The organism is Pelosinus baikalensis, assembly GCF_020819555.1.
Lineage (GTDB): Bacteria > Bacillota > Negativicutes > DSM-13327 > DSM-13327 > Pelosinus > Pelosinus baikalensis.
Genome location: NZ_JAJHJB010000008.1, coordinates 1 through 14098, shown reverse-complemented (window position 1 = coordinate 14098; position 14098 = coordinate 1). Strand labels below are relative to the sequence as shown.

Sequence of the window (14098 nt, the reverse complement as noted above, 5' to 3'; positions counted from 1 at the left end):
AAAGATATGGTATAATATGGATTAATGTTGAGTAATTTTTAAAAAGGAATGGTTATGTGAGTTATAAACTATCAGTTCAAAAGAAAATGGAATATGATAAAATATGTAATACCATCTCAGAGTTAAGTCAGGAGATTGATAGCTTAAAAAAAGAAAATAAAGATACCTCTAGGATTGATGAACAACTTGAAACTATACTGAATAAATGTGCTGAATTTATTCGGAAAGAATTTTATAACAGAAATATCTAGGATAACTTAAGTTGAACGCTGCGTTCGGCTTTTTCTTTTTGTACAAATTTATATCAACAAGCAAGATCCTCTGAAGGTTATATCTTTAAAATTATTTTTTATTGAAGTGCTTGCAAAAGAAGGTGTTTCGATATTGGGTTGGTGTTAAAGATTCCATTTTTTTAAAGAGTTTCATGAAGTTTTTTTCATCGATAAACCCAGTAGCATTTGCAATTTCTTTAATGTTTGCCGAAGAATTAAGCAGCAATTGTTTTGCCTCAGAGATTTTTAATCGATTCAAATATTTAAGCAGTGGATAACCAGTGAACTTTTTGAAAACTAAGGAAAGATAATCGGGATTATAACCAAATTTATCAGCAATTTTTTTTACAGAAAGATCCGTATTGTAATTGACTCTAATCCATTCAGCTATTTCTGCGATTTTGTAATTGCTGTTTGAAATGTCCTGTATTTTGGGAGTAGACGTATCGATGAAGTTTTGCGAAAGCTCCATAAGCAGCAAACTCAGTGTATAGTTGGTGACGATGGCTTTAGAATAGTAATTGCGGTTCGATAAATCCAATAGTTGATTAAAAATCAGGTCAATACGATTTTTAATCAGAATTTCTCCGAATTGAGGCAGGATGTAATACGTTTTAAGAATGCTTTCGGCTACGGTGTTTTTTTCAATATGCAGATATTGGTTCATTTGCTGTTCTGTCAGAAATTTGTACTGGTTATGACATGTCTGAAAATGGCACCAGTAATAGTGAAGTCCGGGCTCTGATTCACGGTAGCCATAGTGCTCGTGCCCAGGAAATAACAGCATAAACTGATTTGGTTTTAATTCATAAGGTTGATCATCTTGGGCGATATATAAAGTACCTTTAGAGCCGACCAGAAGAACAAATGTGTCAAGGTTTCTTCGTAAATGCAAAAAAGGTTCATCACTGATCAGCTTTCCGCAAGAAAAATATTTCAGAGGATATTTGTTTTTTGCAATACAATACATCATATAGGATTTCACCACCTATTCTAATATAATGCTAGTTGTATGACAGTTATACCCATATTATACTATGGGTATAGCAAATACAATATATTGTTTTCTATGAAGGTTCCTTTTATTAATAAAAAGCTGAAAATTATGAATAAATTTGTAATTTCGAAGGTGTATATACGGTTTTAGACACCTTGATAAAGTGTGCGCAAAATACAAATACAGTGAAGAGGAGAATTTCTATGGATGATAAGCAATTTTCAACACCTGCCTCAATTGCCGAAGTGAAAATTAAGGATCAATTTTGGCAAACGTTAATGGAACTGATTCGAACGCAAGTGATTCCCTATCAGTGGGACGCATTGAATGATCGAATAGAAGGTGCCGAACCAAGTCATTGTATGAAGAATTTTAAAATTGCTGCAGGTTTGGAAAAAGGAAAGTTTGCAGGGCGTGTTTTTCAGGATAGTGATTTTGCCAAATGGATAGAAGCTGTAGGATATTGTTTGGTGTGGCATAAGGATTCGGCCTTAGAAAAGGTGGCGGATGCAGCAATTGATATCGTTTGTGCTGCTCAGCAAGCAGATGGTTATCTGAATACATATTACATTTTAAATGGCCTCGATAAGCGATCGACCAATTTACAGGATAATCACGAATTGTATTGTTTGGGTCATATGATTGAAGGTGCAATTTCTTACTATCAGGCAACCGGTAAGGATAAATTATTAAAGGCTACAATCCGGTATGTCGATTATGTAGATACGATTTTAGGTCCTGAACAAGGGAAAAAACATGGTTACCCTGGACATGAAGTGATTGAATTGGCGCTGGTGAAACTCTATCACATCACAAAGGATGAAAAGCATTTAAAATTAGCAAAATATTTTATCGATGAAAGAGGTCAGCAGCCTTTATATTTTCAAGAAGAAACAAAACGTTATGGCAATGACTTTCCGTGGAAAGACAGCTACTTTCAGTATAAGTATTACCAGGCAGATCAGCCAGTACGCAGTCAACAGGTGGCAGAAGGTCACGCAGTGAGAGCGACGTATTTGTATTCCGGCATGACGGACGTAGCACGATTAACCAAAGACGAAGAATTGTATGCAGCCTGCAAACGTATCTGGAACAATATGACTCAGCGTCAGATGTATATTACTGGAAGTATTGGTGCTTCAGCTTATGGTGAATCGTTTACCTATGATTATGATTTACCAAACGATACCGTTTACGGTGAAACCTGCGCTTCGATTGGTGCTGTTTTCTTTGCCCGCAGGATGCTCGAAATTTCTCCTGAAGGGGAGTATGCGGATGTCATTGAAAAAGAGTTATTTAATGGAATTCTGAGCGGTATGTCCATGGATGGTAAGAGCTTTTTTTATGTAAATCCCCTTGAGGTTGTACCAGAAGCATCTAAGAAAGATCAATTGCACCGTCATGTAGAAGTTGAGCGGCAAAAATGGTTTGGTTGTGCATGTTGTCCACCGAATATCGCACGATTGTTTGCATCTCTTGGAAGTTACATTTATTCGTATTCGGCGAAAAGCAATACGTTATGGCTGCACCTCTATATCGGTGGTGAATTGACCCATACATTTGATAGCCAAGAAGTTAATTTTACAGTAGCGACCAATTACCCATGGGATGAAGATGTAGAGATTACAGTTTCGTTAGCAGAAAGCAAGGAGTTTACATATGCATTGAGGATTCCAGGCTGGTGTAAAGCGTATGAACTTAACGTTAACGGAGAAAAAGCGAATGCATCAATTGTCAGTGGATATGCATATTTGAAGCGAGAATGGGAGAATGGAGATGTCATTCATCTGCATTTTGCTATGCCGATAGAAGTTATGCAGGCGAATCCGAAGGTAAGAGAAGACCTTGGCAAGGTAGCAATGATGAGAGGACCTATTGTATATTGTCTTGAAGAAGCGGATAATGGTCCGAATTTGCATCGAATATACCTTTGCGATACGCAAAATTTTCACGTTCAATTTGAACCGGATTTGTTGGGTGGTGTTGTTAGCATTATCTCTAGTGGGAAGATGTTGGACGAAAAATCATGGAAAGAAAATACACTATATCAATCGTATCGCGAGCCTGTATGGCAAATAAAAAAAATAAAATGGATTCCCTATTATGCATGGAGCAATCGTACACCTGGAGAAATGACCGTATGGGTTAAATACTGATTATCAACTTTATCTTAGAGACTGCATTAATTCATCTGTTTTTATATGAAGCATTTTTATTGGCATTCTATAATAAACAAAAATTCTTTCTGAAAAATTGAATGGATGGGAGAAATGAATTATGGATCCTAAGCTTAATGACATACAACTCAATAAAAATTCTGGTAAAGTGGAAACTTTAAATACAAATCTGCTCAATACGAAAAGTGTGGGACCTGCTAAATTACCGTTAAAACAGCGCGTCAGTTATGGAATGCTGGATGCTGCGGGAAATCTGCTGTATTGCTTTGCAACATCCTATATTCTCTACTTTTATACTGATGTAGCAGGAATTTCAATCGTAACAGCCGGAATGATTCTGCTTCTTGCAAGGATTATTGATGGTATAGATGCTCCAGTTTGGGGAATTATCATTGATAAGACGCATTCAAAATACGGGAAATGCCGACCCTGGTTTCTTTGGTTGGCAATACCGTTTGCTGTTTTCAGTGTATTGATGTTTTATGTACCAGATGTAAGTCCGACAACGAAAATTGTCTATGCGGGAGCTACTTATTTCGTTGCTAATATTATATTTACTGGATTCAATACGCCAATCACAGCAATTTTGCCATCGCTTACGCCTCAGCCGAAAGAGCGTCTTGTGTTGAATTCGTTCCGTATGGTTGGCGGGCAGGTCGGATTTTTTTTGATGAATGTCGCTGCGCTACCTCTGGTTGCTTTTTTAGGCAAGGGCGATGATAAGCAGGGCTTTTTCTATACCTCAATCATCCTTGGTGCTGTTTTTGTATTGATGGCATTCTATGCATTTCAGAATGTAAGAGAAAAATATACAGTAAAACAGGAAGAAAAAATTCCCCTGAAAAACAGTTTTCTTGCGATCAAAGGCAATTGGCCATGGGTGATTATGACAGCCAGTAATTTGCTTTTTTGGATTGCAATGATGGGAAGAACTTCATCGGTGATTTATTATTTTACCTATAATATGGGACAAAAAGACATGGTTGCTTTTGTAAACAGTATTGCCTCTTTACAAATTATTGCAATGGTTGCAATTCCCTTTATCTGCAAAGTGGTAAGTAAGCGGAATACGTGGATTATGGGATTGGCAGCAGCTATTATCGGTCAGATGATTATGTTCCTTTCTGGCAGTAATCTTACGGGAGTAATTATTGGCTGGATTTTATCTAATATGGGCGGTGGAATTGCTTGTGCAATGCCTTTTGCAATGCTAGGATCGGCAGTTGACTTTGGCGAATGGAAAACGGGAATTCGTTCCGCCGGATTTCTTACAGCAATCGGCAGTACATTCTGTATTAAAGCCGGCAGTGGCATCGGTGCTGCTATCCCTGCGTGGATTATGGATTTATATGGCTATATACCAAATCAGGTCCAGACGATTTCTAGTTTGGCAGGTATTAAATTTGCATTTATCTGGTTTCCAGCAAGTGTATTTCTGTTAGCCATTATTCCACTTCTGTTTTATACTAAATTTGAACAAATGGAAGGTCAGGTTCTTATAGATTTAGGTAAAAAGTGACTAATCTGTAACATTGTTGTTACATCAATGGATTACAATAAAGCAATAAATACCAGATAGGAGTGATTTCTCATGAAAAGCATGGTTAAAAAAATAGCTATATTGTCAATGGCAGGTGTGATGCAAGTCAGATTGGGTGCATCGTTAATAGAAGCTTCACCGCTACATATTGAACCATCCTCTGTGCAGCAGCAAGATGATCGTAATCAGATTGAAAATGAAAGACATGAGCGCGAAATGAAGCGACGTCCAAATGAGAGTGAACGGGAGTGGCATGAACGTCAGAAAGCTGAAAAGCAACGACACAAAGAAAATCTAAGGTGAAGTGTCTATGATATTTTGATTCTTGAGTAAGAAAGATTATGGGTATGAATCATTTAATGGAAAAAGAAGCGGGAAAAATCGTTTACGATTTTTCCCGCTTCTTTTTCTGCTTTGCATCCCAGAATACGATTTCTAGATATCACTAATTCATAATGGAGGGGATTGTTATGAAGTTCTTGATGCATCGCCCTGCGGAATTTATTTCTATTTTTCTGCTATTAAGGTTAAAATTTTAATGTTGCACCCAATCCAGTGCGGTTACTATTACTGCCTTCGTCTGGCATAAAGGAGCGGTAGTTTACATTGACGTCAAGATTATTAGTTAGGTTGTAGTTGGCCCCAACTTGCAGTTCTTTAAAATTAGTAGCGCCAACCAGAGAGGCGTAGCCATCCAAAGAAGGAGCTAATGGACTCGTCACTGCTGCTCCTATGTAGATTCTCGAGTTGGAATTATAATCTCTGCTACCAATGATAGCTCTAATGTTATTGTTTACATTAACCTGTCCATAAATGTCGTTCTTTTGTAATCCGAGCGTAAGATTGTCAGACATCTTGTGTTGGAGATAGAAGGAGTCATCTATTACACCGATGGCTGTCTGACCTTGTACCAGATTATTAATAGGAGCGGCAAAACCAGTGCTGGCACCGAAAGCAAGTAGTGAAACTACAGTAAGTGCAATTTTCTTCATAATAAATCCTCCTAAAACATTTAAGTCTGTCTAGTAATAGACATTTTTTCACTAGTTAGCATTATGTACGATATGTGTAATGAGTAGACTACTTTTAATTATATCCCTTAAATTCGACAGAAGTATGACAAATAACCCCATAAGCAAACACCTGTTAATCTTTATTATCCAAGGGAACAGGTGTTTTTTGTCATACTTTCGTCACAAATTTATAGTAATATATTGCTTACTTGTGTCAAAAATATTATCGATGAGGAGTGCTTGTTTTGAAAAACAGAAAGATTTTCCTACTAATTCTCGGTTCTTTTCTTTTCGTAAACCTGTTTCATTTTAACACTGCGGCGGCAACAGCAAAGTACCTTATTTCTGGGAAAATAACAGATTCAAATTTGAGATCAATTGATGGAGCAAAATTAGTGTTCGAACTGGAAGGAGGCTTAAATAGTATACAAGTTGCAAAGACTAACAATCGAGGTAATTATTCAATTTATTTGCCAGTAACAAAGTATACTGGGTAACGATAGGTAAAGAAAAATACAAAACATACCGCGGAAAAATTTATTTAAAAGATGGTAGTGATAACTTTAATTTTATTTTACATAAATAAATAATATATTAACATATGTCTTCATTCTACCCTTTTGGGTCCTATATTTTTACAATTTAATTTCCTGTAAGAACATAAAGTCATAGAAACTGGGGAGCTCGCTTATGAAAGGCGTTAGCTCTCTTTGTTTTCTTTATAGTAGCTGCAAGTGGCGTAGCTATTTGAATGGGATTCATGAAATTCTTCTTTCTATGAATACTTTCCCTGTGCAATCCTATCGTGTAGGACTTTTCCCCCCTCATACCGAATGTTACTGCTAATAGCAAGATACAAGGTAAGAGGTGAAACATAAGGTGAAGCTTCGTTTAATTATAGGAAGGGCTGGGGCTGGTAAGACCCAGTATTGTTTAGAGGAAATGGGGCAGATGCTGGCGGCATCACCAGAGGGACGGTCTATGATCATGATCTTGCCGGAGCATGCTACCTTTCAGGTGGAGCATGAGCTGGCATCCAATCCTGACATTGCTGGCTTTACGAGGGCCTATGTCTTTGGTTTTCGCCGTTTAGCACATCGGGTTTTAATGGAAACGGGTGGTGCGGTTCGTCCTCACATTACAGAACTGGGGAAGAGAATCGTATTAAATAAATTGCTGCATGATCATCAAGCAGATTTTAAGATCTTTCATCGGGCGGCTGCTCAGCGAAGTTTTGCCGATATTTTAGTCAGTATGATTCAGGAATTTAAAGCTTATGGTGTATCACCAGAGTCTTTGGCGGAAGTGGAAGAACAGTGTGCGGATTTGCCGATTGGTGATAAACTTCATGATTTAGCCTTAGTATATCAAGGTTTTGAGAATTTTTTGCAAGGGCGCTATACGGATCCGGAAGATTATCTCACCTTGCTGGCAGAGAAGATTCCTCAGTCTGCAATTTTGCATCAGGCCCAGGTGTGGATTGATGGTTTTACCTGGTTTAATCCCCAGGAGGCAGGTGTGGTGGCACAGCTATTGCAGAATTCTGTCAGTGTAACCATTACTTTGTGTTTGGCAGATGCTAAGTCTGGTGAGCAGGCTAGTGAGACAGCATTGTTTCATCGCCAGTGGGATACACGGCGGAAGCTATTGGACATGGCAAGGAAAATAGGGGCAGAGGTTGAGGAAGTGGAATTAGTCCAGACTAAGCGCTTTAGTGCTCCAATTCTTGGGCATATGGAAGAGCAGTTATTTACCTTTCCTTCTATGGTTTGGACGGGAGAAGCGCGAGGCGTAGTGGTAACAGAGGCTGCTAATCGTCGGGTAGAAATCGAGGGTATGGCAAGAGATATGCTGCGTTTAGCCCGAGAGGAAGGCTATCGCTGGAGGGATATTGGAGTTTTGCTTCGGAATGGGGATAGTTACGCTGAACTTGTAGAAACAGTGCTGGCTGATTATGAGATACCTTTTTTCAGTGATCGCAAACGTCAGCCGGTACATCATCCCTTAGCAGAATTATTGCGTTCTGTTTTAGAAGTGATCACGGAGCGGTGGAGTTATGATCCGCTGTTTCGCTGTTTTAAGACGGATTTATTTGAACTGTCTCGGGATGATATTGATAAATTGGAAAACTACGTATTGGAGTTTGGGATTCGCGGTACAAAATGGACCAATGGTCAGCCCTGGACGTTTATTCGTCGCTTTTCCTTAGGGGAAGATGAGGAATTGAATGAAGTGCAGCAGGAGCAGCTGCAATCCATTAACGAGATTAGGATGAAAGCTTCTGCGCCTCTGATTGTCTTTGAGCAGCAGATGAAAGCTGCAACTACTGTACTGGCGATGACGACGGCCCTATATGAATTTCTAGTGGGGTTGATGGTGCCTGAGAAACTAGAAGTGTGGGCGGTTCATGCCGAAGAAATTGGGGATCTGGAGCAGGCACGGGAGCATCGTCAGTTATGGGACCAAGTCATTCAGTTAATGGAACAACTTGTGGAAATCTGCGGAGCAGAAGAAATGAAAGTCACCGATTATGGGATTATGCTCAGTGAAGGCTTGGAAGGACTGACCCTCAGTCTCATACCTCCTGGACTTGATTATGTTACTGTTTCTCCCATGGAGCAGACCAGCTTGGTAAACATTCGAAGTATTTATATCCCAGGCGTAAACGATGGGGTATTGCCCATGCGTGGTCGCGGTGAGGGTTTATTAACGGATGCCGAGCGAGGTCAGATGATCCAGCTGGGACTGGAATTAGCACCCGGTTCTCAATCGGATTCTTTTGCCGAGCGGTTTTTGGTTTATACAGCTTTAACAAGGTCGAGAGACTATTTGTGGCTGAGTTATCCTCTGGCAGATGAAGAAGGCAAGGGGCTAAGCCCATCCCTTTTGATCAAACGGGTGCGAGAATTGGCCGCCGTACCCTTTCATTCCTTGCCTGTAGAACCTGTACCGGGAAGTGAACGACAATATATCGCTCATGGGAAGCGCAGTATTTCCTCATTGGCAGCTGTGCTCCGCAGCTACAAGAGCGGCGAGGCAATTGCTAGTGTGTGGTGGGATGTTTATAACTGGGCGATACAGCATCAGGGACTGGAGTGGTATGTGCAACGAGCGGTAGCAGGACTGTTTCATCACAACCAGGTAGAGTCCCTGCCAGGAAATTTGGCGAGACGTTTATATCCGAAGAAGAATAAGCTTAGGGGCAGCGTCACTCGTTTTGAATCCTATCAGGCTTGTCCCTTCAAGCACTTTGCTCAATATGGACTTAGTCTCAAGGAACGAGCGGTTTTTCGCCTGCAGGCTCCTGACTGGGGACAGTTTTTGCATGCTGCTCTAAAAGGATTTGGCGACAGCCTGCAAGAGGCCGGGCGGGATTGGGGCAGTATGAGCGAAGGAGAGTACAAGGAGATTGTCAATCAAGTGGTAGAAGAACTGGCCCCAAAGCTGCAAAATGAGATTTTATTAAGTTCAGAGCAGCACAAGCATTTGGTGGGCAGACTGAAACGGACGGTGACCCGTGCAGTGCGTCGTCTAGTGGAATTTGACCGAGTAAGTACCTTTAAACCCATGGCAATGGAAAAATCGTTTGGTCGGGGGGATGATGCGCTGCCTCCTCTCGTTTATATGCTGCCAGATGATATTTCCTTGGAAATAGTGGGGCAGATTGATCGTTTGGATGTTGCCGATTTAGAAGGCAAGAAATATATGCTCATCATTGATTATAAGTCAGGGGGCGCTTGGCTGAAATTGGTGGATGTATATTATGGACTGCGGCTGCAGTTATTAACCTACCTATTGGTAGCGAGTAAGGCGTACGAAGATTGCCTGCCCGCAGGAGTGCTGTATTATTTCTTAAAGAATCCGAACTTATCCGATAAGATAAAACTGGATGCAGATGAAATCTGCAAAAAAATCAATGGCCTGTTGAAGATGCCGGGCTGGGTCTTAGCAGATTCTCAGGTCATACGGCTATTGGATCAAAGCATTGACGGCTATTCAGAATTCTTGAAGGTCGCCTTGAAAAAGGATGATACCTTTTATAGCAATTGCTTATCTTATGTCAAAGAGCCAGAAGAATTTCAATTGCTACTCCGTCATGTAGAGAAGAAATTAGTGGACACGGCACGAGAAATTATGGCGGGCAATATTGCAATTAGTCCTTATGCCTTAGACAAACGAACGCCATGCGGATTTTGTCAGTATAGTTCAGTGTGCCAGTTTGACAGTTTATTGCCGGAAAATCAGTACCGCAGACTGGCAAAGCCGGATGAGAGTAGTATTATGGGGAAAATTATCCAGGGACAGGAGGTGAAACCCGATGAGTTGGTCTGAGCAGCAGTTATTGGCAATTGAAACTCGCAATAAAAACGTATTGGTAGCGGCGGCGGCTGGATCGGGTAAAACTTCTGTATTGGTTGAGCGGATCATTTCCCGTATCTTGGATAAGGACCAGCCAATTGATGTGGATAAGGTACTAGTTGTTACTTTTACCAATGCGGCAGCGGCTGAAATGCGGGGGCGAATCGGCTCGGCATTGAATGAGGAGCTGAAGAAACAGCCTCGTTCCGAGCATATTCAGCGGCAGTTGGCACTCTTAAATTCCTCCGCCATTTCAACCATCCATGCTTTTTGTCAAAACGTTGTACGGCAGAATTTTCATCTCTTAGATTTAGATCCTCAGTTTCGCATTGGGGGTCAGGCAGAAGTGACGATCATGAAGACCGAAGTCTTAGAAGCCCTCTTCGAGAGCAAATATGCTCAAGGAGATGAGGCGTTTTTGGATCTGGTGGAACACTACGGGGATGAGCAGAGTGATGATTCTTTGTATCAACTGGTGTTAGGGTTATATAACTTCTCCCAGAGTCATCCGTGGCCAGAAGACTGGCTGGCTGATCTTTCTAAGCGTTTTGCTTTGCCTGAAGGGACAAGGGTTGATCAAACACCTTGGTCTCAGTTGATTCGGGAGAAGATCATATTGGATTTGGAACAGGCGGGGCAGCAGCTGGATGCTCTTTGCCTGGAAGCAGGAAAGTCAGGTGGCGTGGAAGCCTATGTAGATACCTTTATGGCAGATCGGGCCGTTCTTGATGAAGTACTGTCTGCGGCTGCCCATTCCTGGGAGCGGCTGGCTGGTGCAATAGCCAGTTGTAAGTTCGAGAAAATTGCTGCTGTGCCCAAGGGAACGGATGAGTCGCTGAAAAAATATTTTCAACGGGGCAGGCAGAAGGTAAAGGATAAAGTCAATGACTGCAAGGTGCACTTTTTTGATCGTCCGGCAGAGGAACTATTGGAAGATATGCGAATCATTGCTCCAGTGGTGGAAACCTTAGGCAAGTTAGTCATTGAGTTTGGCCGGGAATTTGCCAAGATGAAGCGCAGCAAAGATGTATTGGATTTCAATGATTTGGAGCATTTCTGTTTAGAAATATTGCTTGCACCAACAAGCCGGCCAGGGGAGATAGAGGCTTCCTCTGTCGCAATTGAGTTGCAAGAGCGTTTTGCAGAAGTGATGGTTGATGAATACCAAGATACCAACGGGGTACAGGAAACTATTTTGCGTTTGGTAGCGAGTACTAAGCAGCCTAATTTATTTTTAGTAGGTGATGTGAAGCAGAGCATTTATCGTTTCCGCTTAGCCGAACCAGAATTGTTTATGGAAAAATATCGCCACTATCCCACCGCTGGCAGCCAGTATGCCCGCATTGATTTGTCTCAAAATTTTCGCAGTCGGGCGGGAGTGCTGCATGCTGTCAATTTCCTCTTTGTGCAGCTTATGGCACCGCGAATTGGAGAGCTGGAGTATGGGGAAGCGGAAAAACTCAATCCTGGTCCTGATTATCTGGAAGAGCAGGGCAAACTATTAGAAGGACCTGTAGAGTTGTGCATTGTAGATCGGGATGAGGCTGAGGAGCCGATGGCTTCTCCTGAAGGGGAAATGGATAACGGTGAGGGCGTAGAATCTCCGGATGGTCCTGCAGCTGAGCTGATGGAAGAAGCGGAACTCAGTGGTTTTGAACTAGAGGCGCGTTTGATTGCTAAAAAGATGGCTGAATATATGACAGGCAGTTATCGTGTGTATGATAAAGCTTTAAAACAATATCGCAATCTCGCTTGGCGAGATATTGTTATTTTGCTGCGGTCAGTAAAAGGCAAGGCGAATGTCATGCTGGATGTACTGCGAAAGGCAGGCATACCAGCCTATGCCGAACTGGATGCCGGTTATTTTAGAGAAATTGAAGTGCAAATCATGGTAGCGTTATTAAGTGTAATTGACAATCCACGCCAGGATATTGCCTTGGCGGCGGTGCTGCGTTCACCCTTAGTGGGTTTTACGACGGAAGAGTTGGCAGAAGTTCGTTTGTGCTGCCCGGGAGAAGAGTTGTGGAGCGCCTTGAGCTATGAGATAGAGCAGGGGAGCATAGATGAAAAAATGCAGAAGAAAGTGGCAGCCTTTGTGAGGCAGTTTGAAAAATGGCGTAATTTGTCTCGGCGCAAGGGTGTACCTGAACTGATCTGGCAGATTTATCGGGATACTGGGTACTATGATTATGTAGGCGGCATGCGGGGTGGAATGCTGCGGCAAGCAAATTTGCGGGCGCTATATGATCGGGCTCGTCAATATGAATCGACAAATTTTCGAGGTTTATTTCGCTTTTTGCGCTTTGTAGAACGGATGCAGGACAAAGGTTCTGATCTTGCCGTTGCCAGAGCTTTGGGAGAAAGTGAAGATGTGGTACGAATTATGAGTATTCACAAGAGTAAAGGGCTGGAATTCCCTCTTGTATTTGTGGCTGATTTAGGGAAGAACATCAATTTGCAGGATAGTAAAGCCCTGGTACTGAGCCACAAAATCTTAGGGGTGGGTCCTTATGTGACCAATCCGGAACTGCGGTTTCGGTATCCAACTTTAGCAAGGCATGGCATTCGTCATAAGCTCATCATGGAAACCAAGGCGGAGGAGCTGCGCATTCTCTACGTAGCCTTAACAAGGGCGAGAGAAAAACTGATTCTCGTAGGTTCTGTGAGCAAGCTAGCAAAAAAAACGGCAGGATGGTGTCAATATACCGATCGTCTTCAGCCTACTCTGCCAGATGCAATGATTGCAGGAGCTGGTAATTATTTGGATTGGCTATGTCCCGCTGTGGCACGGCATGTGGGGGGGGCACCTCTTCGAGAATATGGGGAGTGTGAACAAGAGCCCAGCCGCATTTTCGCTGACGATCTGTCAGCGTGGAAGGTGGATATTTATTCCCGCAGCCAATTGCTGGAGGCTGGTGAAGAGCAGTCTGAAACGACTACGTTGTTAGAAAATATCCGTACTCTGCAGCCTGTTGAGGGTGGCGAAGATTTTGTCTGGGTAGAGAAAACCTTAGGTTGGCAGTACGCTTATCAGCATATTGTGGGCAAACCTGCTAAATTGTCTGTGACGGAAATCAAACGGCGTTTTGATACAGAGGTGGAAGAAAGCAGTAGCCAGCCAATTTTTGCTAAGAAATCCATTGCTCTGCGTCCTAGGTTCATTCAGCAGTCAGTGGGACTTACGGGTGCAGAACGAGGCACATTAATGCATAGCATCATGCAGCAGATGGATTTACAGGGGAATTTGTCTGAGTCTGGTATCAAAGAGCAAATCACAGCGATGGTGAAGAAGGAAATGATCTTGCCGGAACATGCTGAAATTGTGGATACTAAAGGCGTGGCAGCCTTTTTCCAAAGTAGTCTTGGTCAGCGCTTATGCGCTTCGCCGAAAGTACGGCGAGAATTGCCCTTTAGTCTGGTTCTTCCTGCTGAGAAATTTTATGATGATATGGTAGGGGCGGGAGAAGGTATTTTCATTCAAGGGATTCTCGATGTACTGTTTGATGAGGCGGATGGGTTGGTGTTAGTGGATTATAAGACGGATTGGGTGACTGATAGCAGTGAATTAATTGACCGTTATTCGGTGCAGCTCAATCTGTATGCAGAAGCTGTAGAGAAGATTTTTAAGCAGCCGGTAATCGAAAAATATTTATACGTATTTAGCACAAAAGAAGCTGTCAGGATATGGTGTGCTACCCGTCAAGAGGACAATAAAAAATAATAAATTTTTCTATCGCCAG

Annotated in this window: 8 protein-coding genes; 6 read left to right on the top strand and 2 right to left on the bottom strand. The window is 42.0% G+C overall.

Features of this window, described 5'->3' with window-relative positions; translation table 11 throughout:
* Nucleotides 1–342 precede the first annotated feature (342 nt).
* Nucleotides 343–1245, bottom strand: a complete 903-nt coding sequence (locus LMF89_RS07795) for a helix-turn-helix domain-containing protein (protein WP_229534535.1) — start codon at nt 1243–1245, stop codon at nt 343–345.
* A 227-nt stretch (nt 1246–1472) separates the two neighbouring features.
* Between LMF89_RS07795 and LMF89_RS07790 the strand changes: the two genes are divergently transcribed.
* The 3 genes from LMF89_RS07790 to LMF89_RS07780 all read left to right on the top strand — a co-directional run bounded on the left by LMF89_RS07790 (nt 1473) and on the right by LMF89_RS07780 (nt 5289).
* Nucleotides 1473–3425 (top strand): glycoside hydrolase family 127 protein, encoded by a 1953-nt coding sequence (locus LMF89_RS07790; RefSeq protein ID WP_229534534.1) that lies wholly within the window; start codon nt 1473–1475, stop codon nt 3423–3425.
* Nucleotides 3426–3546: 121 nt separating this feature from the next.
* Nucleotides 3547–4965 carry an MFS transporter gene (locus tag LMF89_RS07785; RefSeq protein ID WP_229534533.1) on the top strand — a complete coding sequence of 473 codons (1419 nt, stop codon included), beginning with the start codon at nt 3547–3549 and terminating at the stop codon, nt 4963–4965.
* Between the two features lie 72 nt (nt 4966–5037).
* Nucleotides 5038–5289 carry a hypothetical protein gene (locus LMF89_RS07780; RefSeq protein WP_229534532.1) on the top strand — a complete coding sequence of 84 codons (252 nt, stop codon included), beginning with the start codon at nt 5038–5040 and terminating at the stop codon, nt 5287–5289.
* A gap of 224 nt (nt 5290–5513) precedes the next feature.
* Here LMF89_RS07780 and LMF89_RS07775 read toward each other — a convergent pair whose 3' ends face one another.
* Nucleotides 5514–5978 carry a hypothetical protein gene (locus LMF89_RS07775; RefSeq protein ID WP_229534531.1) on the bottom strand — a complete coding sequence of 155 codons (465 nt, stop codon included), beginning with the start codon at nt 5976–5978 and terminating at the stop codon, nt 5514–5516.
* 266 nt (nt 5979–6244) lie between these two features.
* Between LMF89_RS07775 and LMF89_RS07770 the strand changes: the two genes are divergently transcribed.
* The 3 genes from LMF89_RS07770 to addA all read left to right on the top strand — a co-directional run bounded on the left by LMF89_RS07770 (nt 6245) and on the right by addA (nt 14079).
* Nucleotides 6245–6496: a carboxypeptidase-like regulatory domain-containing protein gene (locus LMF89_RS07770; RefSeq protein WP_229534530.1), complete on the top strand. Its 252-nt coding sequence runs from the start codon at nt 6245–6247 to the stop codon at nt 6494–6496.
* 382 nt (nt 6497–6878) lie between these two features.
* Nucleotides 6879–10331, top strand: coding sequence for a helicase-exonuclease AddAB subunit AddB (gene addB, locus LMF89_RS07765; RefSeq protein WP_229534529.1), 3453 nt, complete (start codon nt 6879–6881; stop codon nt 10329–10331).
* Complete coding sequence (addA, locus tag LMF89_RS07760) at nt 10318–14079, top strand: helicase-exonuclease AddAB subunit AddA (protein WP_229534528.1); 3762 nt, start codon at nt 10318–10320, stop codon at nt 14077–14079. Before addB ends, addA begins: the two co-directional genes overlap by 14 nt.
* Nucleotides 14080–14098 lie beyond the last annotated feature (19 nt).